19 protein-coding genes are annotated in these 24,965 nt (G+C 60.2%); 16 read left to right on the forward strand and 3 right to left on the reverse strand.

Features of this window, described 5'->3' with window-relative positions; genetic code table 11:
• Window positions 1-128: 128 nt before the first annotated feature.
• From DXX3274_RS08255 to DXX3274_RS08310, 12 genes are all read left to right on the forward strand, one after another.
• Entirely contained in the window at window positions 129-2,243 is a 2,115-nt protein-coding gene (locus DXX3274_RS08255) for a TonB-dependent receptor (RefSeq protein ID WP_042859381.1), read from the forward strand.
• Between the two features lie 106 nt (window positions 2,244-2,349).
• Entirely contained in the window at window positions 2,350-4,182 is a 1,833-nt protein-coding gene (locus DXX3274_RS08260; protein ID WP_050569837.1) for an IucA/IucC family siderophore biosynthesis protein, read from the forward strand.
• Entirely contained in the window at window positions 4,175-5,410 is a 1,236-nt protein-coding gene (locus DXX3274_RS08265) for a type III PLP-dependent enzyme (protein ID WP_042859382.1), read from the forward strand. The genes DXX3274_RS08260 and DXX3274_RS08265 overlap by 8 nt, the downstream gene beginning before the upstream one ends.
• Window positions 5,400-6,848: a DHA2 family efflux MFS transporter permease subunit gene (locus DXX3274_RS08270; RefSeq protein WP_042861972.1), complete on the forward strand. Its 1,449-nt coding sequence runs from the start codon at window positions 5,400-5,402 to the stop codon at window positions 6,846-6,848. Before DXX3274_RS08265 ends, DXX3274_RS08270 begins: the two co-directional genes overlap by 11 nt.
• A gap of 70 nt (window positions 6,849-6,918) precedes the next feature.
• Entirely contained in the window at window positions 6,919-8,775 is a 1,857-nt protein-coding gene (locus DXX3274_RS08275) for an IucA/IucC family siderophore biosynthesis protein (RefSeq protein ID WP_042859383.1), read from the forward strand.
• Window positions 8,769-9,545 (forward strand): HpcH/HpaI aldolase/citrate lyase family protein, encoded by a 777-nt coding sequence (locus DXX3274_RS08280; RefSeq protein ID WP_042859384.1) that lies wholly within the window; start codon window positions 8,769-8,771, stop codon window positions 9,543-9,545. The genes DXX3274_RS08275 and DXX3274_RS08280 overlap by 7 nt, the downstream gene beginning before the upstream one ends.
• Before the next feature lie 4 nt (window positions 9,546-9,549).
• Window positions 9,550-11,472 (forward strand): IucA/IucC family siderophore biosynthesis protein, encoded by a 1,923-nt coding sequence (locus DXX3274_RS08285; protein WP_238556096.1) that lies wholly within the window; start codon window positions 9,550-9,552, stop codon window positions 11,470-11,472.
• A 483-nt stretch (window positions 11,473-11,955) separates the two neighbouring features.
• Window positions 11,956-12,873 (forward strand): ABC transporter substrate-binding protein, encoded by a 918-nt coding sequence (locus tag DXX3274_RS08290; RefSeq protein WP_084478736.1) that lies wholly within the window; start codon window positions 11,956-11,958, stop codon window positions 12,871-12,873.
• Window positions 12,870-13,892, forward strand: coding sequence for an iron ABC transporter permease (locus DXX3274_RS08295; RefSeq protein WP_084478737.1), 1,023 nt, complete (start codon window positions 12,870-12,872; stop codon window positions 13,890-13,892). Before DXX3274_RS08290 ends, DXX3274_RS08295 begins: the two co-directional genes overlap by 4 nt.
• A gap of 7 nt (window positions 13,893-13,899) precedes the next feature.
• Entirely contained in the window at window positions 13,900-14,931 is a 1,032-nt protein-coding gene (locus DXX3274_RS08300; RefSeq protein WP_038668643.1) for an iron ABC transporter permease, read from the forward strand.
• Window positions 14,932-14,942: 11 nt separating this feature from the next.
• Complete coding sequence (locus DXX3274_RS08305; protein WP_042859387.1) at window positions 14,943-15,752, forward strand: ABC transporter ATP-binding protein; 810 nt, start codon at window positions 14,943-14,945, stop codon at window positions 15,750-15,752.
• A 32-nt stretch (window positions 15,753-15,784) separates the two neighbouring features.
• Window positions 15,785-16,426 carry an RraA family protein gene (locus DXX3274_RS08310; RefSeq protein WP_042859388.1) on the forward strand — a complete coding sequence of 214 codons (642 nt, stop codon included), beginning with the start codon at window positions 15,785-15,787 and terminating at the stop codon, window positions 16,424-16,426.
• A gap of 130 nt (window positions 16,427-16,556) precedes the next feature.
• On the opposite strand, the gene DXX3274_RS08315 is transcribed toward DXX3274_RS08310, so the two are convergent.
• The 3 genes from DXX3274_RS08315 to DXX3274_RS08325 form a co-directional block, all read right to left on the reverse strand.
• On the reverse strand, window positions 16,557-16,925 hold the full coding sequence (locus DXX3274_RS08315) for a helix-turn-helix domain-containing protein (RefSeq protein ID WP_042859389.1): 369 nt from the start codon (window positions 16,923-16,925) through the stop codon (window positions 16,557-16,559).
• 73 nt (window positions 16,926-16,998) lie between these two features.
• A complete protein-coding gene (locus DXX3274_RS08320) occupies window positions 16,999-17,259 on the reverse strand; it encodes a type II toxin-antitoxin system RelE/ParE family toxin (protein ID WP_042859390.1) in 261 nt (86 codons plus the stop codon).
• Window positions 17,260-17,537: 278 nt separating this feature from the next.
• Window positions 17,538-18,593 (reverse strand): MBL fold metallo-hydrolase, encoded by a 1,056-nt coding sequence (locus DXX3274_RS08325; RefSeq protein ID WP_042859391.1) that lies wholly within the window; start codon window positions 18,591-18,593, stop codon window positions 17,538-17,540.
• Between the two features lie 552 nt (window positions 18,594-19,145).
• On the opposite strand from DXX3274_RS08325, the gene fdnG reads away from it, so the two are divergent.
• From fdnG to DXX3274_RS08345, 4 genes are all read left to right on the forward strand, one after another.
• Window positions 19,146-22,193: a formate dehydrogenase-N subunit alpha gene (gene fdnG / locus DXX3274_RS08330; RefSeq protein ID WP_071603927.1), complete on the forward strand. Its 3,048-nt coding sequence runs from the start codon at window positions 19,146-19,148 to the stop codon at window positions 22,191-22,193.
• Window positions 22,194-22,205: 12 nt separating this feature from the next.
• Window positions 22,206-23,114 carry a formate dehydrogenase subunit beta gene (fdxH, locus tag DXX3274_RS08335; RefSeq protein ID WP_042859392.1) on the forward strand — a complete coding sequence of 303 codons (909 nt, stop codon included), beginning with the start codon at window positions 22,206-22,208 and terminating at the stop codon, window positions 23,112-23,114.
• Window positions 23,107-23,748: a formate dehydrogenase-N subunit gamma gene (fdnI, locus tag DXX3274_RS08340; protein ID WP_042859393.1), complete on the forward strand. Its 642-nt coding sequence runs from the start codon at window positions 23,107-23,109 to the stop codon at window positions 23,746-23,748. The genes fdxH and fdnI overlap by 8 nt, the downstream gene beginning before the upstream one ends.
• Window positions 23,749-23,918: 170 nt before the next feature.
• Window positions 23,919-24,944: a LacI family DNA-binding transcriptional regulator gene (locus DXX3274_RS08345; protein ID WP_042859394.1), complete on the forward strand. Its 1,026-nt coding sequence runs from the start codon at window positions 23,919-23,921 to the stop codon at window positions 24,942-24,944.
• Window positions 24,945-24,965 lie beyond the last annotated feature (21 nt).

Raw genomic sequence — 24,965 nt, forward strand, 5'->3', positions numbered from 1 at the left:
AGAATAAAAAGAAAACGTAACCGGCGTTATTACGGATATAGCCTGAGGCTAAACAATAATATTAGCGACGTATGCTGGCGGAACCGCCAGCGTTTATTTACTGGGAAGATAATAATGAGGTTGAATGAATGAAGGTTCGGGCATTTTATGCGTTGACGCCATTATTTTTATTTGCACAGGCTAACGCAGCAGACAGCACAAACAAAAATGACAACGAAATGGTGGTGACGGCATCCCGAACGGATACCGAGAAAAAAGATTCGCCTCAGGTCGTGACGATTATTACTAAAGAACAGATCGAACAGCAGCGACAAATTACCAGTGATTCTTCCCAGATATTAAGCAACTTATTGCCGTCAATGGCGCCGAGCCGTCAGAAAATGAGCGGCAGCGGCGAGACCTTCCGCGGCCGCGCTCCGTTGATTCTGGTGGATGGTATTCCGCAATCCAACCCGCTGCGCCCCACCGGGCGTGAAATGCACACCATCGATTTCGCGATGGTGGATCGCATTGAAGTGATTCACGGCGCCAGCGCCAGCAACGGCATCGGCGCGACCGGCGGGGTGATCAATATTATTACCCGCCGCCCGGAGCCAGGCTCGTTCAACCAGCACTTCAGCGTGGAAACCACCTCGCCGACGAAAGTCAGCTCCGACGCCATGAGCTACAAAACCACCTACGGGTTCAGTGGCCGTGAAGAGTATCTGGATTACCTGTTTTCAGTAAGTTACGAAGATCAGGGATTATTCCTGGACGGGAAAGATCGCCCTATCGGGGTTGATAACACCCAGGGCGACCTGATGGATTCGCGCGCCTACGACGTGATGGCGAAGGTTGGCTACTGGCTGGATAACGACCAGCGGATACAGTTCAGCCTTAACCGCTATCAGATCAAGGGCAAGATGAACTATTTAGGCGTCGCCGGCGACCGTAATAACGGCATCCCGACCACCTCGGTATCCGGGCGCCCGGTCGGCGATGCGCCGATGAACAGCGTCTGGACCACCAGCGCCACCTACGATAACTACAACCTGGCGGGCATGAAGCTGAACTCGCTGGTGTATTACCAGAATTACGAGTCGCTGTTCGGCGCCGATAATTCCGCATCTTTCCAGGATGTCCGCATTGCGCCGCTCAATCAGCTGTACGATCAGTCGCGGGTGACCTCCAGCCGCTACGGCAGCAAAGTGGCGCTGACCAAGGACGATATCTGGGACGATTACCTGAAAGCGACGGTCGGGTTCGATACCCTGTTCGATACCGGCAAACAGGATTTCTGGCTGACCAAGCGTCTGTACGCGCCGCAGATGGAATACACCGATCTGTCGCCGTTCATGCAGTTTGACATTCAGCCGATCGATTCGCTGAAAATCACCACCGGGGTGCGCTACGAGTACGCGCGTCTGGATATCGACAGCTTCCGCACCGTGGCGGCCAGCACCGCGCGTGCGCCCAATAACAGCGTGGATGTTCAGGGCGGGCGCCTGAGTTTCAACAAGACGCTGTACAACGTCGGCGCGGTATGGACCACGCCTTATCAGCCGCTGAGCCTGTTCGCCAACTACTCGCAGGGCTTCGGCATTCCGGACGTGGGTCGTACGTTGCGCGGCATCAAAACCGCCGGTCAGTCGGTCAGCATGCTGCCGCTGGAGCCGATTGTCACCGACAACGTTGAAACCGGTATTCGCATCCAGAAAGACCCGGTGGAGTTTGAGCTGAGCTACTACCGCTCGACATCCAAGCTGGGCGAACGCGTGGTGGATGTGAGCGGCACCTTCCAGAGCGAACGTCAGAAAACCCGTATCGATGGCATCGAGACGTCGCTGGGTTACAAGGTGAATGACGATCATCGCCTGAAACTCGGTTATTCCCACATTCAGGGATGGTATGACAGCGATGGCAACGGCAGTCTGGACGGCAAGCTGGACGGGCTGAATATCCCGCCGGATCGCCTGACCGCCAGTTGGTCGGCCAACTGGACGCCGCAATGGTCATCCTTTATTCAGGCTAATTATGCCTTTGACCGAATTATGGATAACCGTCAACAGGACTTTAACGGTTATCTGCTGGTGGACGCCGCCGTCGGTTATAAATTACCGAAAGGTAAAATTAATCTGGCGGTTTCCAATCTGTTCGACAAGGAGTACATCACGTATTACTCGCAAAGTGCGATTGTGAACTCCCTGCGTTATTTCTCCGGTCGGGGAAGAACCGTGACATTAGGATACAGCGTTGACTTCTGATAATAACCCCGCCGTAAGGCGGGGCATTATTCAGTGATTTATTCAGGATATTTAACCTTCGCCACGAAATAAACCACCGGCCGATTGTTATTCTTACGGAGCAGAGATGAACAACCGAAATCATGATGTTTTGTCCACAATGATAAGCGAAAAAGCAGCCTTACATGGGTTACTGAATTGTCTTATCAAAGAGTTCGCGATACCGGAAGGGTATTTGCGATATGAATGGCCAGACGAAATGAAAGGGATCCCGCCGGGGGCCTATTTTGATGGTGCGGACTGGAAGGGCATCCCGATGATTATCGGCTTGCCCGACCAACTGCAACTGTTTGTCATGGTAGACCGCCGCGACACCTTCGGCAGCCAACATTACCTGTCCGATGTTTACCTGCGTCAGGCGCAGGATGAATGGCAATGCCCCGATTTTGAACGCCTGGTCGCACGCCTGCTGGCCGCGTGCGAGCAAATCGCCGGGAGGAAAAACCCGGAGCTGTACGAGCAGATTCTTCAGAGCCAGCGGCTGGTGAGCGCTATTGTCAGCCACAACGGCCGTCAGCGCGCGGACGCGCCGCTGCAGCACTATCTGCAGAGCGAGCAGGGGCTGTGGTTCGGCCATCCCAGCCACCCCGCGCCCAAAGCGCGTCTGTGGCCCGCGCATCTTGGTCAGGAACAGTGGGCGCCTGAATTCCAGGCTCGTGCGGCGTTGCATCAGTTCGAAGTGCCGGTGGACGGATTGCACATCGGCGCCAACGGCCTGACGCCGCAACAGGTGCTGGACGGGTTCGCCGACCAGCAGTCAGCATCGCCGGGGCACGCCATTATCTGTATGCATCCGGTGCAGGCGCAGCTGTTTATGCAGGATGAGCGCGTGCAGCAGTTGCTGCGCGATAACGTGATCCGCGATCGGGGGCAGAGCGGCCGCGTCGCCAGCCCGACCGCCTCTATTCGCACCTGGTTCATCGACGATCACGATTACTTCATCAAAGGCTCGCTGAATGTGCGCATCACCAACTGTGTGCGCAAAAACGCCTGGTATGAACTGGAAAGCACGGTGCTGATCGACCGGTTGTTCCGTCAGTTGCTGGAGCAGCACGCCGACACGCTGGGCGGGCTGGTCGCGGCTGCCGAACCCGGTGTGGTGAGCTGGAGCCCGGTCGCCGCCAGCGAGTCGGACAGACACTGGTTCCGCGAGCAGACCGGCGGTATCCTGCGCGAGAATTTCTGCCGCCGTACCGGCGCGGATCGCAGCATCATGGCCGGTACGCTGTTTGCACGCGGCGTGGATTTGCAGCCGATGATTCAAGCTTTCCTGCGTACGCACTACGGCGAGGCGCTGGATGACAACGCGTTGCTGTACTGGTTCGATGACTACCAGACGCAGCTGCTGCGCCCGGTGCTGTCGCTGTTCTTCAATCACGGCGTGGTGATGGAGCCGCATCTGCAAAACAGCGTGCTGGTGCATCAACACGGCCGGCCGCAGCAGGTGCTGTTGCGCGATTTCGAAGGGGTGAAACTGACCGACGATCTCGGCATCCGGCATATCGGCGACGATGTACACCCACGCGTGCGCCAGTCGCTGCTGTACTCGCGCGAACAGGGCTGGAATCGCATCATGTACTGCCTGTTCATCAATCATCTGTCCGAAACCATTCTGGCCTTGAGTCAGGGACGTGCGCATCTGGCGCCTTTGATGTGGCAGCGGGTGCGACAGCAACTGCGCGCCATTCAGGGGGAACTGCAACAACCGTCGCCGGAGCTGGACGCGTTGATCGCCGGCCATCCAGTGGCGTGCAAAACCAACCTCAAGGTCAGGCTGGCGGCCGAAGCCGACCGTCAGGCCAGCTATGTCCGGTTGCCGTCGCCCTGGGGCAAGGCCGCGCAGCACGGCAGTGAAGTACCGTCTGGTGAAGTACCACATGGTGAGGTGCAGCATGGCTAAGCTGCCTCAGCACGTTCACGATGTGATTGTCCGCCTGCAACAGCAGCATACCGACCCGCTGGCGGCGTTTGTGTACGACCTGACGGCGCTGCGCCGGCATGTCAGCGAAGTGATGGCGGCGCTGCCGCCGGGCGTCGAACTCTATTACGCCATCAAAGCCAACAGCGAAAAACCGATTCTGGACGCGATCGCGCCGTTGGTGCATGGCTTTGAAATCTCGTCGGGCGGTGAAATCGCGCGCGTGGCCGGTTGCGACACGCGCAAACCGTTCGTGTTCTCCGGGCCGGGCAAACTGGACTCGGACTTCGACCTGGCGCTGGAGCAGGGCGTGGAAGCGGTTCATGTGGAAAGTCGCCACGAGATTGCCCGCCTGCAACAGCGGGCGAAGCAGCATGACGTGGTCCAGCCGGTGTTCATCCGTATCAATCCGGAACTGGCGTCGTCGCTGACCAGTAAACTGGCGATGGCCGGAACGCCGACGCCGTTCGGCATGGATGAGGCCGACCTGGCGGATGCGGTGCGGGAAGTGGATAACGCCAGCCATTTGCAACTGAAAGGATTTCATGTCCACGCGATGTCGCACCAGATGGTGGTGGCGCGGCACCAGCAATTGCTCGATCTCTACCTGACGCGCTGGCCGCAGTGGAAAGCGCTGTCCGCGCATCCGCAACACATCACCCACCTGAACGTGGGCGGCGGCATCGGCGTGCCGTATCTGACGCCGGAGCGTTTTGACTGGCCGGCGCTGTGCGATTACCTACGCACGCGGCTGGCAGAACAGCCGGACGCGCCGGTGGTCCGCTTTGAACCGGGGCGTTTCATCAGCGCCTACTGCGGTTATTACGCCATTGAGGTACTGGATAAAAAGCGCAGTCACGGCAAACATTTTCTGGTGTGCCGCGGCGGCACCCACCAGTTCCGTCTGCCGGTGGCGCAGGGGCACGACCATCCGGTGGTCCATCTGCCGTTGGCAGCGGCGCCGGCGGCCGGGGAGACGCGCGACTGGACGGTGGTCGGTCAGCTGTGCACGCCGAAGGACGTGCTTAGCCGCGACCAGCGCCTGACCGACGTCAACATCGGGGATCTGCTGGTGTTGCCGCTGGCGGGCGCCTACGGCTACAACATTTCTCATGCCGACTTCCTGTGTCATCCGCGTCCCGTGCAGTATTTCATCACTGACGACGGCATGGCGGTGGATGCGGCCGGAGCGGTGCGCCGTGTGGAATAACGCTATTCCCCGCTGGCTGGTGGTGGTTAATGTGCTGCTCGGCACCACTACCGTCAGCCTGAATAACAGTACGCTCAACCCGGCGCTGCCGGCGTTTATCGAGGTATTCCAGATCGGGCCGTTGCTCGCTACCTGGATCGTGGCGGCGTTCATGGTCAGCATGGGCATGACCATGCCGTTGACCGGCTATCTCGGCCACCGGCTGGGCAACAAACCGCTCTACCTGCTGGGCGTGGCGTTGTTTATCTCCGGTTCGTTGCTGGGGATGATGGCGGATTCCATCTCGCTGGTGATCGCCGCCCGTACGGTGCAGGGCATCGCCAGCGGGTTGATGATCCCGCTGTCGCTGACGCTGATTTTTTCGGTGTACCCCAAGCAGGAGCGGGGCGGCATTACCGGTGTCTGGGGCGCCATCGTGATGCTGGCTCCGGCGCTGGGGCCGCTGTGCGGCGGCATTCTGCTGGAGTGGTTCAGTTGGCGGGCGCTGTTCGCCATGAATATTCCCATTGGGGCGCTGGCGCTGCTGATGGGGTTGGTGGTGCTGCCGAAAACCGCGCCGGGTGAGCGCAAACCGTTCGATATGACCGGTTATCTGCTGGTGTCCGCCGGCATCGGGTTGTTGATGATCGGCGCCGGGCGATTGCACCATGCCGCGGCGCTGGCTAATCCGTTCAACCTGCTGATGCTGCTGGCGGCCGCGGTGTGCCTGACCGCTTTTGTACGCGTCGAACTGCGTAAGCGCGAGCCGCTGCTTAACCTGCGTATTTTTCAACTGCACGGTTATCGGCTAAGCGTGGTGATCGCCGTGGTGCAATCGGTCGGGATGTTCGAGTGCCTGGTGCTATTGCCGATGCTGGTGCAGATGGTGATGGGCTACAGCGCTATCTGGACCGGGCTGGCGCTGTTGTGCACCGCGCTGTTCGCCAGCCTGTTCGGCAAGGTCGGCGGCAGCCTGCTGGACAGCCACGGCCCGTCGCGGGTGGTGGGCGCCGGGGTATTGCTGACCGCGCTGGCGACCATCGGATTGGGCATGGCGGGCGCGCAGACCTCGATTGGCGTGGTGTTCGGCTGGATGATGCTGCGCGGCGTCGGACTGGGGCTGTCCTACATGCCGGTCACCACCGCCGGGCTGAATGTGCTGCCGGAAACGCTGGTCACGCAGGGCGCCGCCATGAACAACATTTCGCGCCGGCTGGTGTCGTCGCTGGCGATCGTGGTGGCGTCGCTGTACCTCGAATTCCGGCTGGCGGGCAGCGGGCTGGCGCACGAAGCCGTGCGCGCCGCGGCCATTAGCGAAACCTTTATTGCCACCGGCATTTTGATCTTGCTGGCGCTGCCGTGCGCCCTACGTTTTCCCACGGCAACCGATGAGGCGGCGGTGAACGCCTTATTAGCCAGCGGCCCGACGTCGCTGGCAGGTCCGCGGGAATCGCGCTGAGGCGCGGTTGATTACCCGCAATGTTGTTTTACTGAGAGCGTTGTTTTTACTGACAAGGTTAAGAGATCGTATGGAAACATTATCCCCCGCCGTATTTCAGGACATCGCCTGCGACTGGCTGCCGCAAATGGATGCGCAGCGTTATCTGCTGGTGGAACAGCGTGTGGTCGGACAGTTGCTGCAGACGCTGCTGTACGAGGATGTGCTGCCTTATCGCCGCACGCCGATCGGCGACGGCAACAGCCAGTTTGCGATAACCGGGCACGATGCGCAGCGGGTGCCGGTGGAGTACCGGTGCAGCGGGCTGTTTAGCGACAGCTTCGATTTGATCCGCCTCGACTACGCCAGCGTGCGCCGCATCGGCCCTGACGGCGACGCGCAGTCGCCCAACCTGCACCAGATGCTGGAGGAGTTGCTGGGCGAGCAGGAGAATAACCCCTTCCTGACGCGTTTTGTGCAGGAACTGGAGCAGACCCAACTGAAGGATTTGCAGTCGCGGGCGCAACGTTATCAACCCGGCAAACCGGCGCATCAGCTCAGTTTCGACGAGCTGGAGCGCCACTTTATGGACGCCCACAGCTACCATCCCTGCTACAAGTCGCGCATCGGCTTCAGCCTGCAGGATAACGCCCAATGGGGACCGGAGTTCGGCCAGCCTTTCGCTATTGTCTGGCTGGCGCTGGCGAAGCACCGGGCGTCCGCCAACCATTCGACCAAACTGGATCTGGACGATTTCCTGCAAACCGAATTCGGCGCGGCGCGCTGGCAGGCGTTTGGCGAACAGCTGGCGCGTCAGGGTCGTAAGGCGGAAGACTACCAACTGGTGCCGGTGCATCCGTGGCAGTGGAAAAACGTGATTGCGCCGGTGTTTTATCCGGAGCTGGTCAGCGGCGAGCTGATTTACCTCGGCGCGTCCGATGATCGCTGGCAGGCGCAGCAGTCTATCCGCACGCTGGCTAACGTGACGGAGAAAACGCGTCCTTACGTCAAGCTGGCGATGAGCATGACCAACACCTCCAGCACCCGTATTCTGGCGCGGCACACGGTAATGAACGGACCGATCATTACCGACTGGCTGCAACAGTTGATCGACACCGACCAGACCGCCCGCAACCTGAAATTCGTGATTCTCGGCGAAGTCGCCGGCGTGAGTTTCGACACCCAACCGCTGCCCGCCACCCGTATGGCGCAGGCCTACGGCGTGATGGGCGCGATCTGGCGCGAAAGCATCCATCAGTATCTGCAGCCGGACGAGCAGGCGGTGCCGTTCAACGGCTTGAGTCACGTCGAACACCGTTACGACGGCGGCGAGCAGGCGCCGTTTATCGATACCTGGATTCGCCAGTACGGGCTGGAAGCCTGGACTCGTCAACTGTTGCAGGTCACGGTGTCGCCGATCGTTCACATGCTGTACGCCGAGGGCATCGGCATGGAGTCGCACGGTCAGAATATCGTGCTGATAGTGCGCGACGGCTGGCCGCAGCGCATTGCGCTCAAGGACTTCCATGACGGCGTGCGTTATTCGCCGGACCATCTGGCGCGCCCCGCCATGCGTCCGGATCTGGTGCCGCTGCCCGCCAGCCACGCCAAAATCAACCGTAACTCGTTCATCCTCACCGATGACATCGACGCGGTGCGTGATTTTACCTGCGACTCGTTCTTCTTCATTTGTCTGGCGGAAATGGCGATCTTCCTGCGTCAGCATTATCAACTGCCGGAAGCGCGGTTCTGGGAAATGACGGCGGAGGTGGTGCTGCGTTATCAGGCCGAGCACCCGCAACACCGCTCGCGCTACACCTTGTTCGATGTGTTCGCGCCGACCTACGAGGTGGAAGAGTTGACCAAGCGTCGGTTGTTGGGCGACGGCGAGCGCCGCTTCAAATCGGTGCCGAACCCGCTGCATCCGTTCAGGCCGTCGTCATGCTAAGAACCAACCAACTCAAGCGCAAGCTGGCGGCAGGTACGCCGGTATACGGGTTGATCGCCTCGATTCCCTCGCCGGTGTCGGTGGAGTTGATCGCCGAAGCCGGGTTCGATTTCGTGATTATCGACACCGAACATGTGCTGATTAACCCGGAAACGGTGGAGAACATGATCCGGGTGGCGGAAAGCTACGCGCTGACGCCGCTGGTGCGGGTGGCGGATGATAACCCCAAAACCATGCTGCGCCTGCTGGATGGCGGCGCGCAGGGCATTGTGCTGCCGATGGTGGAGCAGGCTGAGCAGGTACGCGCGGCGGTGCGCGCCTGCCATTACCACCCGCAGGGCGAGCGCAGCCTGAACAGCGGCCGCCCCGGTGCATTCGGCAAGCACAGTCTGGCGGAATACGTCGCGCTGGCAAACCGGGAAATCATGCTGGTGGCGATGATCGAAAGCGCCGGGGGCGTGCGTCAGGCCGAGGCGATCGCGGCGGTGGAGGGGGTGGACATGATTCTTGAGGGCGCGGCGGATCTCTCCCAGTCGCTGGGTATGCCGTGGCAGACCGCGGCGGCTCCGGTACAGACGGCGCTGGCCGAGGTGCGGCGGGCTGCCGACGCGCATGGCGTAACGTACTGCGCCATTCCCCGCCAGCACGACGATCATGCACGCTGGCGCGAGCAGGGCGTGCACGCATTTGTATTGGGCGACGAGCGCGGCATCGCGTTTCGCGCTTTACAGGCCAGACTGGCCGCAACGATTTCAGCAGAAGGAAAGTGATCCGATGGAAAGTAATGCGATGGAAAGTAGTGTGATTAAGACTACGTCTCACTACAAGGACGCCGGCCACAGCGTGATGCAGGATCTGGTGGATTGCCTGCTGGCCGAGGAGTTTTTTGGCGCGCAGCCGCTGGCGCTGTATACCACCGACGAATGGCGGCGGCAGTACGGAAAGCCGGCGCCGTTTGGCGCGCTGGATAGCGCGGCTCGCCTGTGGCGCTGGTGCAGCGATGAGCGCGAACAGCGTCATCTGGTGGTGGCGCTGCGCCCCGGCATTACCCAACGCTGGGAAAAAGTACCGGGCACCACGGTTTACGCCTGGCAGCAGGGCGGCGATGATTGGCGTGAACTGGAGCCGGAGAGCTTCATGCATCTGGTGTTCGCCGGTCAGCACGGCGAAGAGGAGCCGGCCGGAGAAGGCAATGCCAAAGGGCAAGCGTTGTTTCTGGATGTGCTTAACACCAGCGTTGAGCAGACCGCGCTGTCGCGCGAGCACCGCATCGATACCGATAACCTGCTGGCACGCGGCAACGCCGATTTCTTCCATGTGATGGAGCAGTGGGCGTCGTTGCGCGATCGTCCGTTCCATCCGACCGCCAAGGCCAAACAGGGGCTGAATGCGCAGGAGTACCGCCGGTACGTGGCCGAGTTCGCCGAACCGGTGGCGCTGAACTGGGTGGCGGTGGCGAAAAATCGCCTGCAATGCGGCGACGGCATCAGCGACGCGGTTGACCCGTACCCGGCACATTACCTGCTGCCGCAGGCGGAGCAGGCGGCGTTGCAGCAGGAGCTGGCGACGCGCGGCATTGCCGAGAGCCATATCGCGCTGCCGGTGCACCCGTGGCAGTTCGACCACATTCTGGAAACGCAACTGGGCGACGCCTTTCGCAACGGCGACTGCCACCGGCTGGATTTCAGCGCCGCCCGCTATCTGCCGACGTCGTCATTGCGCTCGATGACGCCGTGCTTCGCCAGCGCCGATTACCTCAAGCTGCCGATGGCGGTTTACTCGCTGGGGGCATCGCGCTATCTGCCGGCGGTGAAAATGATCAACGGCGGACTGAGTGAAGCGCTGCTGCGGCAGGCGCGTGACAAAGACGCCGTGTTGCAGGAGCGGCTGTATCTGTGCGATGAAGGCAAGTGGTGGGCGTTCATGCCGCCGCAGGCCACGCTGTTTGATGAAGCGCCGCGCCACCTGTCGGCGATGGTCCGCAGTTATCCGTCAGCGCTGTTCGACGATCCGGATTACCGCCTGTTGCCGATGGCGGCGCTGGGCACGCCGCTGCCGGGCAGCCGCCGTCATTTCTTCGACGACTGGCTGGCGTATCGCGGCTTGCCGACGAACGCTGATTCGGTCTTGACATTGTTTGCTGAGCTTTGTCATTGTTTCTTCGACATTAATTTCCGCATGTTCCGGTTGGGGATGCTGGGCGAGATCCACGGTCAGAATGCGGTGCTGGTATGGAAAGCTGGTCAGGCTCACGGCCTGCTGCTGCGCGATCACGACTCGCTGCGCATCCATGTGCCGACGCTGGAGCAAAACGGCATGCAGGACCCGGTGTACCGCATCAAGCAAGGTCATGCCAATACGCTTTACCACGAGCGTTTGGACGACCTGCTGTTCTGGCTGCAAACGCTGGGCATTCAGGTCAACATGCGGGCGATTATCGAAACGCTGTCGCTGACTTATGAGATAGACGCCGCGACGCTGTGGGGCGTGATGCGCCGTGAAATCAACGGCGCCATTGACCGCGCCGGTTTCGCCGCCGATACGCAGACGATGCTGAAAACCCGTCTGTTCGACGTGCCGAACTGGCCGCAGAAACTGCTGATCACCCCGATGATCGCGCGCGCCGGCGGACCGGGGAGTATGCCGTTCGGTAAAGGGGAAGTGATTAACCCGTTTCAGGCGATTACTGGTAAATAGATTATCGTGAAATCGTTTTTAGCGACAATCTTCCAGGTTGAGTGCGTGGTTTTCTGGCGTTAAAAACTGTGCTGAGGTGTGCGACTTCGCCGGGTGAGCGGCATGGATGCCGCGAAAGCTCGTGTCGCGCCGGACAAAAACGCGGAGAGCGTTTTTGAACAGCGTTTACGCTGGCCCGTAGGGCGAGCCACGGTACGTGGCGAGTAACCGCGTCATGGGCGGCCCGAACAGCGAAGGCGAGCGCCGAAGGCACCGCGTTAGCGGCACAGTTTTAGCCATTAGCCCGAGGTCAAGGAGAGGCGGCGTTTGAGCCTCTCCTTGTCGTGCGTGCGATGAGGTTGCAAAGGACGAATCGTGGTTTATCACGCACGAAACTTCTCGCTGTCCTGACATAGTTCGCCGGTAACGAAAATAACACGGCTGTTTATTAACAGCCCCAACTGTCCGTCAACAGTTCAACCTGTAAGGTAGATCACACATAACGTGAATGAGTATTTGCTTTCGCGCCGCAGGTTGCTGCGGTTGTCGTTAAGCCTGTTGCCACTGGGACTGGGCCGGCCTGCGCTGGCCCAGTCCTTGTTTATGCCGCAACGGGTCATCACCCTGTTTCAGGGCGCTACGGATACCGCGGTGGCGCTGGGGATCACGCCCGCCGGCGTGGTGGATTCGTGGAGTGAGAAGCCCATGTATCGCTACCTGCGTCAGGCGCTGGACGGGGTGCCGCATGTGGGGCTGGAAACCCAGCCCAGCCTGGAGGACATCGTGCTGCTGAAGCCCGACGCCATCGTCGCGTCGCGCTTTCGTCATCAGCGGCTGGAGCCGCTGTTGTCGCAGATTGCGCCGGTGGTGATGCTGGATGAAATCTACCAGTTCAAAAAAACGGTGCAGGTGATGGGACAGGCGCTTGGGCGTCAGGCGGTGGCCGATCGGTTGTTGCAGGACTGGCAGCAGCGGGTGAGCGGGCTGCGCGGGCAGTTGCAGCGCAAGTTCGGCGGCGACTGGCCGCCGACCGTGTCGATACTGGATATCCGCGAAGACCATATCCGCAGCTATTTGCCCGGCAGTTTTCCCGGTTCGGTGCTGAGCGAACTGGGGTTTGGCTGGAGCGACGCCAGCCGCGCCCAGCCGGGCGTCTCGCTCAAACTGAACAGCAAAGAGAGCATCCCGGTGGTGGATGCCGACATCTTTTTCATTTTCCTGCGATCCGAGAGTCCATCTGTGCAACGCAACTATGAGTCCCTGATTCGTCACCCGCTGTGGCAGCAGTTACGCGCCCCGCGGCGAAATCAGGTGTGGGTGGTGAATGGCGTCACCTGGAGTCTGTCCGGCGGCATTCTGGGCGCCAACATGATGCTGGACGACATCGCCCGGGTCACCGGTATCGCCGGAGGCGCGTCATGAGTCATGTCGTGATGCCGGCCGGGAAGCGGATGGCGCCCGGTCAGGTGCTGGCGGGCGGCGGCGTTTGCCTGCTGGCGCTGGCCATCCTCAGCCTGATGGTCGGGCCGATGTGGATTGCGCCGTCGCAGGTGCTGGGCGCGCTGTGGCACCCGGATCCGCTTAACGTCAGCCATATTCTGGTTACCTCTACCCGCCTGTCGCGCACGCTGATCGCCATCGTGGTGGGCGCCAGTCTGGCGGTGGCGGGCGCATTGATGCAGGTGCTAACCCGTAACCCGCTGGCGTCGCCGGGGCTGTTCGGCATCAACGCCGGGGCGATGTTTTTTCTGATTGTCTGCGTGTCGCTGTTTCCCAAAGTGGCGATGTCGGTGTGGCTGTGGTCGGCGTTTGCCGGCGCGGCGATGGCCGGGTGTCTGGTGTGGCTGATCGGCACTATGGGCAAAGGCAGCCTTAACCCGCTGCGCATGGTGCTGGCGGGCGCGGCCATCACCGCCATGTTCGCCGCCTTCAGTCAGGCGATGCTGGTGGTGAATCAGGAAGGGCTGGATACGGTACTGTTCTGGCTGGCGGGGTCGGTGGCCGATCGCGAGCTGGCGACGGTACTGCCGCTGATGGGCTACTGTCTGGCGGCGCTGGTCGGCGCGCTGTTGTTGTCGGGGCAGGTCAATGTACTAAACGCCGGGGAAACCATAGCTCGCGGGCTGGGGCAGCGCACCGGGCGCATCCGGATGCTGATGAGCTTGCTTGTCGTGGCGCTGGCCGGCGGCGCGGTGGCGATGGCGGGCAGCATTGGTTTTGTCGGCTTGATTGTGCCGCACATGGCGCGAAAACTGTTGCCCGCCGACCACCGCTGGTTGCTGCCTGGCTGCGCGCTGCTGGGGGCCTCTTTGCTGTTGCTGGCGGATATCCTGGCGCGGGTGGTGATTGTGCCGCAAGAGGTGCCGGTTGGCGTGATGACCGCGCTGTTCGGCGCGCCGTTCTTCATTTTCCTGCTACGGCGCGGAGGTCGTTATGGATAAGCATGGGATGAGCCATGTGCTGGTGTGGCGGCAGGGGCGTTTTTCCCGCCAGATCAATCTGACCACCGTAGGCCGGGTTGCGCTGGCGTTGTTGCTGGCGCTGGCGGTAATGGTGGCATCGCTCGGCGTCGGCAAACTGATGCTGTCGCCGTGGGAGGTGCTGCGGGCGCTGTGGTCGTCGCAGCCGGAAGGCGCAGCGCTGATCGTGCAGCAGTTACGGTTGCCGCGGGTGGTGCTGGCGGCGCTGGTCGGCGGCGCGCTGGCGGTGTCCGGACTGATTCTGCAGGCGATGATCCGCAATCCGCTGGCTTCGCCGGATATTCTGGGTATCACCAGCGGCGCCAGCGCCGCGGCGGTGTTCTACCTGTCGTTTCTCGCCACCACGCTGGGGGCGCACTACCTGCCGCTGGCGGCGATGATTGGAGCCGCGACGGCGGCGCTGGCGGTGTATTGGCTGGCGTGGCAGGCGGGCGTATCGCCGCAGCGGCTGGTGCTGACCGGCGTCGGCGTGTCGGCGCTGTTGATGGCGGCCACCACCTTCATGCTGGTGTTCAGCCCGCTGACCACCACGCTGTCGGCTTACGTCTGGCTAACCGGCAGCGTCTACGGCGCCAGCTGGCGCGAAACCCGTGAGCTGGGCGGCTGGCTGCTGCTGATTGCGCCGTGGCTGGTGTTGCTGGCGCGTCAGGTGCGGGTTCAGCAACTGGACGATGGGCTGGCGCAAGGCATCGGCGTGCGGGTGCAGTGGCTGCGTCTGGCGCTGTTGTTGCTCAGCGTGGCGCTGGCGGGCGCGGCGATTGCCTGGGGCGGCGCGATGGCGTTCGTCGGGCTGATCGCGCCGCACATCGCCAAACGGCTGGTGGCGCCGACCTTTGCCGGGCAGGCGGCGATGGCGTTTCTTTGCGGCGCCGGGCTGGTGATGGTGGCGGACCTGTGCGGGCGAACGCTGTTTTTGCCGCTGGATCTGCCCGCCGGGATTTTCGTATCGGCGCTGGGCGCGCCGTTCTTTCTGTATTTATTGATTAAACAACGTCATTAAGGAAACGGATGATGACCGCCATTACCAGCCGGGAACTGACCCTCGGCTATGCCAGCCAGACCATTATCGACAATCTGGATATCCAGTTGCCGAAGGGCAAAGTGTCGGTGCTGATTGGCAGCAACGGGTGCGGCAAAAGTACGCTGCTCAAATCCTTCGCCCGTTTGCTCCGGCCGCTGAGCGGGACGGTTGTCCTCAATGGCGAGGATATCCACCGTAAGTCCACCGCCGAGGTGGCGCGCGAACTGGCGATTTTGCCGCAGATGCCGGACGCGCCGGAAGGCATTACCGTGAAACAACTGGTCAGCCTGGGGCGCTACCCTTACCAGAACTGGTTGCAGCAGTGGTCGCAGGAAGATGAGCGGATGGTGAACCTCGCGCTGGCGCAGACCGGTACCCAGCAACTGGCGGAACGACCGGTGGACGCGCTGTCAGGCGGTCAGCGTCAGCGGGTATGGATAGCGATGACGCTGGCGCAGGACACCGAGGTGGTGCTGCTGGACGAACCCACTACGTTCCTCGATCTGGCGCACCAGATCGAGGTGCTGGATTTGCTGCGTGAGTTGAATCGCCAGCACGGCAAAACCATCATTATGGTGCTGCACGACCTCAATCTGGCCTGCCGTTACGCCGACCACATGGTGGCGGTGCACGATCGCACCGCTTTCGCGCAGGGCGCGCCGGCTGAAATCCTCGACGAAACGCTGGTCAAGACGGTGTTCAATCTGGACTGCCGTATCATCCCCGACCCGTTTTTCCATACGCCGCTGTGTATTCCGTTCGGGCGCGAGAAACCACGGGAAGACGCGACGGTGGCGTGAAGCCGGAAGATCAACCTGTTTCAGGATAAACGATGAATTATCACATTATTCCCCGCGTGCCGCCGCTCAGTGATGACCTGCTGGCAGGCTACCGCCACATCAGCACCTCAACCCTCGGTCATCTGACGGAGGCGGGGTATTTGTCCGGCATCCGGCCGCTGCTGCCGGACGTGCAGATGGTCGGCAACGTGGTGACGGTGAAACTGTGCCCGCCGGACGGCGGCGTATTGCGTGAGGCGCTGCTGCTGAGCCAGCCCGGCGACGTGCTGGTGATTGATGCGTCTGATGAGGAAGAACGCGCCTGCTGGGGAGAATTGCGCGCGCTGGCGGCGCGTGTGAAAGGGCTGGCGGGCGTGGTGGTGGCCGGCGCGGTGACCGACTCGCGCGCGCTGCGTCAACTGGGGCTGCCGGTGTTCTGCAAAGGCGTCAGCGCCATCACCACCCGCACGCTGGGAACGGCAGGCTCGGTCAATGTACCGGTGACGATAGCGGGCGTGACGGTGCAACCCGGCGATGTGGCGATCGGCGATGACGATGGGGTGTTTATTCTCAGCCCGTCCGCTGCCCGTGGCTGGCTGGAGAAGGCGCAACACAAGGAACGTGCGGATGCAGAACGGCGGGACGCGCTGCGGCGGAAATTGCCCGAGTGCGCCTCCGGCATCGATGATCGGTGACTGTGACTGCCGGTAACCCCTTTATTATAGGGGGCCATCACCTGCGGAGAAACAGCCCGCCATTTCTGGCGTGCCGTAGCATCATTGATCCTTTTTAGATCATGCGAACAGAGACATACGCACTCATAAATCACAAAATCATCTGTTCAGGCTGGCATCCGTACAGTTCAGCCAGCTTTTGACGGGTTTTCTTCTGCGGGCGGGAGTCTTTGGCTTCCCACTGAGAAACCGCTGATTGCGTCGTACCCAGTCGTTCCGCCACATCGTACTGCGACAGCCCGCGGTAAACGCGCCAGGCGGCTAGCAGGCTGATATCGTCACGAAACATAATGTTGACCACCTCATTCGGCACGGTTTCATCATCATGCCCATCGGCGGTATAAGGAATGGATTCGTACCCGCTATCATCATTGGCGAGCAGGCTTTCGTACACATCTATCGGTAATACCACGAATTGCGGTTTACCGTTCACATCATTGATATATTGCGGTTTTGACATATTTTTTATCCGGGTTTCTATGAGTCGCGGTCGTCTTATGTCATTGAGGAAACGTGTGGTTTTCCCTGCCTGATTAATAGGTTGTTGACGTTCTGCGCTTAACTTCTTTGATTTCACAGATCACCGGTTCGCCTTTAATGAGTTGGAAAATGATCCGGTAGTCGCCAACCCTCATCCTGAACATACTTTCTTTCCCCTTCAATGGGACGATATCCAACCTGACAGCAGGGAAATTCTCCAGTTCAGTCACCTTTTCACTTATGGCGTTCTGATATCGCTTGTCTATGGTCAGACGTTGTTTCAGCGCTTTCCTTGACCAGATCACCTTTACCATCTGTTTCCTCAGTTTTTAAAGAGCATATCCTTTTGGATAAGTTAATAATAAGATAAAATGTTAATTTCTGCAATTATCTTATTATCTAATCATCAGATTACAGCAACATAGAATTTTGTCCCATCCATGAAAAGAAACCCGCTTTCGGTCATCTTTTGCCCATCCCGTTGCTAACAGTAGCGGAAATGCCAGCCGCTGGATCTCGATGTTGCTGACATCCCAGCCGATTGAGTGGGTGAAATCGGCAATACTGGCGCGCTGTTCGTCCCCCACCTCAGTTATTCCACATCTTGCACGGCGGTATCGGTGATCAGCGATGCCTGCCGGGCATCAACGTATTTCTCCCACCATGCCGGGGTGGCGGTGGGGTCGCCCAGGGTGACGACTTCCCCCAGCATCGGCATGATGATCGGTAACTGCCGCTCTCGCGCCAGTTGGCTGCTGTTGCGCACCGGGTCGGCCCAGTCGTGAAAGGCCAGCGCGAACATACCCCAGTGGATCGGCATAAACTGGCGGGCGCGCACGTCCTGCACTGCCTGCACGGTCTGTTCCGGATGCATGTGCGAATCCGGCCAGCGGTGGTTGTACTGGCCGTTTTCCATAAACGCCAGATCAAACGGGCCGAAGCGTTCGCCGATATCGCGGAAGTGCTCGCCATAGCCGGAATCGCCGCTGAAAAAAATACGCTCCCGCTGCCCCTGAATCACCCAGGACGCCCACAGCGTGGTGTTGCGCCCGGATAAACTGCGGCCGGAAAAGTGGTGCGACGGTGTGGCGGTAAAGGTGATGCCGTTGAGCGTATGGGACTGATACCAGTCCAGTTCCTGAATGCGCTGTGCCGCAATGCCCCATTTTTGCAGATGCTCGCCCACTTTCAGCGGGGCGATAAAGCGAGTAGCGGTATCGCGGAAGGCGCGCATGGTCTGCTCGTCAAGATGGTCGTAGTGGTCGTGCGACAGCAGGATGATGTCGATATCCGGCAGCGCTTCGCGCGTCAGCGCCGGCGGCTGAAAACGGCGGAACATAAAGCTGAACGGCGAGACGCTGGCGGAGAACACCGGGTCGATCAGAATTCGGACGCCATCCAGATTGAGCAGCAGGGTCGAGTGTCCGAACCAGATAAATTTGAGGCGTTCGTCGGCGGCGAGGAACGTATTGAGGTCGGGGGATACCTCCGGCAGCCGTTTGTTCGGCACGCGCCCTTGGCGCTGAAACCCGAGCCGCCACAGCAACGACAGACTCTGCCACAGGCTCATCCGCGGCGCAGTAGCCGGACGCAGGTTAAAGAAACGCCCGGTTTCGGGGGAATAGTGTTTCGCTTGCGGGTCCGCCATAAGGCCTCCGGGTCAGTGCAACTGTGGCTACAGGTTATATCAGCGTATGGGTATAGATGTGGTGCCAAAAGCGGCGGGATTCAAGGTCTATCCCCATTTTCATCGCGTCCATGCGTTATGGCCGCACGCCGTCTGCCGGCTGATAGCGCCGGAACGTCCGGCCGTCAGGGGGGTTATCGGCAAAACCGGCTGTTGACGGTATGTTGCAAAATCGCGTCGGGCAGGTTTCTTCACCCCATTGCCGAACGGCCCGGTTGTTACGCATTCGTAGCGATAGGTTATTGGTATGGGTAAAGACGGGTAGGTGGTGATGGTGAGATGAGGTGCTGATACCGAAAATAACGGGAGCCGGAACAGTGCCAACATGTCGATTAAATAAGCATTTTAATCGTTATGTATTTAATTACATAACGAAAATCTACCTGCCAATACCCATAAAGGGGGTGAATGTACTATTAAAACCGTAATTTTTGATTTTGCTCAAAATCTCCTCGTGGCGTGTTGTTAGATTTCCCGCAACAAAAAAAATACATAAATTTTATAGGGAAAAGCATGCAAGTTAATCGAAGGGGCTTTTTTAAAGTCTGTGCCGGGGGAATGGCTGGGACGACACTCGCTGTCTTAGGGTTTACGCCAACGGAAGCGATGGCATCGGTCCGTCAGTACAAGCTGCTGCGGGCGAAGGAAACGCGCAATAACTGCACTTACTGTTCCGTCGGCTGCGGGCTGCTGATGTACAGCCTGGGCGACGGGGCGAAAAACGCCAAACCCGCCATCTTTCACATCGAAGGGGACCCGGATCATCCGGTCAGCCGCGGCTCGTTATGCCCGAAAGGCGCCGGTCTGGTGGACTACATCCACAGCGAAGGCCGCCTGAAATACCCGGAGTACCGCGCGCCCGGTTCGGACAAATGGCAACGCATCAGCTGGGATGACGCCATTGACCGCATCGCCCGCCTGATGAAAAAAGACCGTGACGCCAATTTCGAGCGCGTTAACGCCAAAGGCGCGCTGGTCAACCGCTGGCTGACCACCGGGATGCTGTGCTCTTCCGCCGCCAGCAATGAAACCGGCATTCTCGACCAGAAGTTCGCCCGTTCGCTGGGGATGGTCGCCATCGATTGTCAGGCCCGCCTGTGTCACGGCCCGACCGTTGCCGCGCTGGCGCCGACCTTCGGCCGCGGGGCGATGACCAACAACTGGGTGGATATCAAAAACGCCAACCTGATTATCGTGATGGGCGGCAACGCGGCGGAAGCGCACCCGGTCGGCTTCAAATGGGCGGTGGAAGCCAAAACCCACAATGACGCCAAACTGATTGTGGTCGACCCGCGCTTCAACCGTTCCGCCGCGGTCGCCGATTTGTACGCGCCGATTCGCGCCGGCTCCGACGCCGCGTTCCTGCTGGGCATCGTCAACTACCTGATTACCCACGACAAGATTCACCACGAGTATGTGAAGTCTTACACCAGCGCCAGCCTGATCGTGCGTGAGGATTTCAGCTTCGACGACGGCCTGTTCAGCGGCTATAACCCACAGACTCGTCAGTATGACAAGGGCAGTTGGCAGTATGAACTGGGGGCGGACGGTTTCGCCAAACGGGACATGACCCTGACCCACCCGCGCTGCGTGTGGAACCTGCTGAAAAAGCATGTTTCCCGCTACACGCCGGAGATGGTGACCTCGCTGTGCGGCACGCCGGCGAAAGCCTACGAAGAGATTTGCCAGTCGCTGGCGGACACTTGCGTACCCAACAAAACCGCTACCTTCATGTACGCGCTGGGCTGGACCCACCACACCAACGGCGCGCAGATTATCCGCGCGGCGGCGATGATCCAACTGCTGCTGGGCAACATCGGCATGGCGGGCGGCGGCATCAACGCGCTGCGCGGCCATTCCAACATTCAGGGCTATACCGACCTGGGGCTGCTGAGCCTCAACCTGCCGGGTTACATGCCGCTGCCGTCCGAGAAACAGGGCGATCTGAAAACCTACCTCAGCCAGATCACGCCGGACGCGCTGCTGCCGGATCAGGTGAACTACTGGAAGAACACGCCGAAGTTTTTTATCAGCATGATGAAGAGCTTCTGGGGCGATAACGCACAGGCGTCCAACAACTGGGGCTATGACTGGCTGCCGAAGTGGGACCGCAGCTATGACGTGATGGTCCAGACCGAACTGATGCTGGACGGCAAAATGAACGGTTACATCGTTCAGGGCTTTAACCCGCTGGCGGCGTTCGCCAACAAAAACAAGGCCACCGCCGCGCTGTCGAAACTGAAATACATGGTGGTGATCGACCCGCTGGCTACCGAAACCTCCACGTTCTGGCAGAACCACGGCGAGTTTAACGACGTGAATTCGGCTGACATTCAGACCGAAGTGTTCCGTCTGCCGTCCAGCTGTTTTGCCGAAGAAAACGGCTCCATCGCCAACTCCGGCCGCTGGCTGCAATGGCACTGGGCCGCGGCTGAGCCGCCGGGTGAAGCGTTGCACGACGGTAAAATCCTCGGTCGGCTGATGATGCGCCTGCGTGAGCTGTACCATGAAGAGGGCGGCGTCTGTCCGGAACCGGTGATGAACATCAACTGGAACTATCAGGACCCGGAAGACCCGACGCCGGAAGAGATCGCCCGCGAAGGTAACGGCATGGCGCTGGCGGACGTGTTTGATGACAAAGGCAATCTGGTGCTGAAAAAAGGCCAGCAGCTGTCCGATTTCTCGCAACTGCGCGACGACGGCACTACCGCCAGCTTCTGCTGGATTTACGCCGGTAGCTGGACCGACGCCGGCAACCAGATGGCTAACCGCGACAATACCGACGTCGGTCTGGGCAGCACGCCGGGCTGGGCCTGGTGCTGGCCGCAGAACCGCCGCATTTTGTACAACCGCGCGTCGGCCGATTTGCAGGGCAAACCCTGGGACAGCAAACGCAAGCTGTTGGAATGGAACGGCCAGAAGTGGAAGGGCATCGACGTACCGGACTTTGCCGCCACCGTACCGCCGGGCAAAGACACCATGCCGTTCATCATGCTGCCGGAAGGCGTGGCGCGGCTGTTCTCGCTGGACAAGCTGGCGGACGGCCCGTTCCCGGAACACTACGAACCGATAGAAACCCCGCTTGGCACCAACCCGCTGCACCCGGCGGTGGTGTCCAACCCGGCGGCGCGCCTGTTCGCGCGCGACGCCAAAACCATGGGCAAGGCGAGCGATTTCCCGTACGTCGCCACCACCTATTCCATTACCGAGCTATTCCGCCACTGGACTAAGCATGCGCGCCTGAACGCCATCATCCAGCCGGAGCAGTTTGTCGAAATCGGCGAGAACCTGGCGAAAAGCAAAGGGATTCAGGCGGGCGACATGGTGAAAGTGTCCTGCCAGCGCGGTTACATCAAAGCGAAAGCGGTGGTGACCAAGCGCATCAAGACGCTGACCGTGGCCGGGAAAGCGATCGAAACCGTCGGCATTCCCTGTCACTGGGGATTTGAGGGCGCCACGCGCAAGGGATTCCTGGCGAATACCCTGACGCCGAGCGTCGGCGACGCGAACTCGCAAACGCCGGAGTACAAGGCGTTCCTGGTCAATGTGGAAAAGGTGTAAGGGTAAAACGTTATGTCAATGCAATCTCAGGATATTATCCAGCGCTCGGCCACCAGTAGCCTGACGCCGCCGCCACAGGTTCGGGATGATAAAAGCGAAGTCGCCAAACTGATCGACGTCACCACCTGCATCGGCTGTAAAGCCTGTCAGGCGGCCTGTTCCGAATGGAACGACATCCGTGATGACGTCGGTCACAACGCCGGGGTGTACGACAATCCGGCCGATCTGAGCGCCAAATCCTGGACGGTGATGCGCTTCTCCGAAGTGGAAAGCGAAGACCGTCTTGAGTGGCTGATCCGCAAGGACGGCTGTATGCACTGCGCCGAACCGGGCTGCCTGAAAGCCTGCCCATCGGCGGGTGCCATCATTCAGTATGCCAACGGCATCGTCGATTTTCAGTCCGAGCACTGCATCGGTTGCGGCTATTGCATCGCCGGCTGTCCGTTCAACATTCCGCGCTTAAACAAGCAGGATAACCGCGTCTACAAATGCACGCTGTGCGTGGATCGCGTCAGCACCGGACAGGAGCCGGCCTGCGTGAAGACCTGCCCGACCGGCGCCATCCACTTCGGCACCAAGGACGAGATGAAGCAGCTCGCCGCCGAACGTGTCGCGCATCTGCAAAAACGCGGCTACGACCAGGCCGGCCTGTACGACCCGCAGGGCGTCGGCGGCACCCACGTGATGTATGTGTTGCATCATGCGGATAAACCGTCGCTGTACCATAACCTGCCGGACAACCCGAAAATCTCGACGCCGGTCAACCTGTGGAAAGGCATTCTCAAACCGCTTTCGACGCTGGGCTTCGTCGCCACCTTCGCCGGGTTGATGTTCCACTACATCGGCATCGGGCCGAACACGGAAGAGACCGCGCACCCGCATGAAGGGCAACCGCACGAAGGAGAAGATAAGCATGAGTAACCCGAAAATGATTGTGCGCACCAAATTTATTGACCGTGTCTGCCACTGGATTGTGGTGATCAGTTTCTTTATGGTGGCGCTGTCCGGCATCGCGCTGTTTTTCCCGACGCTGCAATGGTTGACGCAGACCTTCGGTACGCCGCAGATGGGACGCATCATGCACCCGTTCTTCGGTATTCTGATTGTGGTGTGTCTGGTGCCGATGTTCTTCCGCTTTGTCGGGCATAACATTCCGAAGCTGCGTGATTTGCCGTGGTTCCTCAACATCATCGAGGTGTTGAAGGGTAATGAGCATGAAGTCGCCGACGTGGGCAAGTACAACCCCGGCCAGAAGATGATGTTCTGGAGCATCATGGGGTTGACGTTGGTGCTGCTGATTACCGGTATCATCATGTGGCGCCCGTACTTCGCGCACCTGTTCCCGATCGACGTGGTGCGTTACGCCATTCTGCTGCACGCCACGGCGGCCATCGTGCTGATCCACGCCATCCTGATTCACATGTACATGGCGTTCTGGGTGCGCGGCTCGATCAAAGGGATGATCGAAGGCAAGGTATCCGAGAAGTGGGCGTTGAAACATCACCCGCGCTGGGCGCGTGATGTGATCGCCAAGGCCAATAAAGACAAGAAGTAACCCTCCCTGCTGGCGATTCCCGTTTGGATGCAGGATAGAATGGTTTTTCCGGCTGTTCACAAAACTGTGCTGCGGTTTGTCGACTTCGTCTCGGTTGACGCTGTCATCCCCCCCTTGTCGTAATTTGTGGTAGTCTGGCGCGTAACGGAATTCAGGGTGGGTGATGCGCCATGTCACTGAAACAGATTGCAAAAACGCTGGGGTTGTCGGTCACGACCGTCAGCCGGGCGCTGAACGGTTACGATGACGTGGCCGCCGAGACGCGTCTGCGGGTGGAAGAGGAGGCGCGACGTCTTGGCTATCGCCCTAACACCTTTGCTCGCCGCCTGAAAATGGGCCGCATCGATGCGGTTGGTCTGGTGTTCCCGTTGCAGCCTGCGCCGCTCAGCAATACGACCTTTATGGAGATGGTGGCGGAGATCAGCCATGAATTGTCGAAGCAGGAGATTGACCTGCTGTTGATCGCCGACGAGGAGCAGGCCGACCACCCTGCGTTTTTGCGCATGATTGAAAGCCGCCGGGTGGATGCGCTGATTGTCGCTCACACCCTGCAACAGGACTCTCGCCTGCAGTATCTGCAATCGATCCGCTTTCCGTTTCTGGCGCTCGGGCGCAGCGACCTGCCGTCGCCCTATGCCTGGTTCGATTTTGACAATCAGGCCGGCGCCGCGCTCGCCACCCGTCACCTGGCAGCGCTCGGCCATCGCCATATCGCCTTTCTTGGCGAACACCACCCGCAGTCGTTCATTGTCCAGCGGCGCGCCGGTTATCTGGACGCGCTGGCCGCCGCCGGTATCGCCCGGCGCGACGAGCTGTTGCGTCAGGTAGCGCCATCACGCCGGGAAGGCTACCAGACCACCTTGCAATGGCTGGCACTGCCGCAGCCGCCTACCGCCATCGTTGTCGACGGCAGCACGCAGGGGGAAGGGGCGGCGCTGGCGTTGCGCGACAGCGGACGCCTGCAGGGCGAGCAGGCGGTATCGCTGATCGTCTATGACGGCTTGCCGGCTGACTCGCTGGTGGAGATACCGGTCACCGCCATTACGCAGGCCACCCGTGCGCAGGTCGGGCAGCAGATCGCCGATATGGTGTTTCGCCTGCTGGCGGGAGACGAACCAGCGTCGTTGCAGGTATTGTGGCAACCGCAATTGCGCGCCGGACATACCGATAACCCGCCGCCGGCGCAGGCCGAATAGCCGCTCCCGCCGGCGCGTTCA

This window comes from Dickeya sp. NCPPB 3274 (genome assembly GCF_000406205.1).
GTDB lineage: Bacteria > Pseudomonadota > Gammaproteobacteria > Enterobacterales > Enterobacteriaceae > Dickeya > Dickeya fangzhongdai.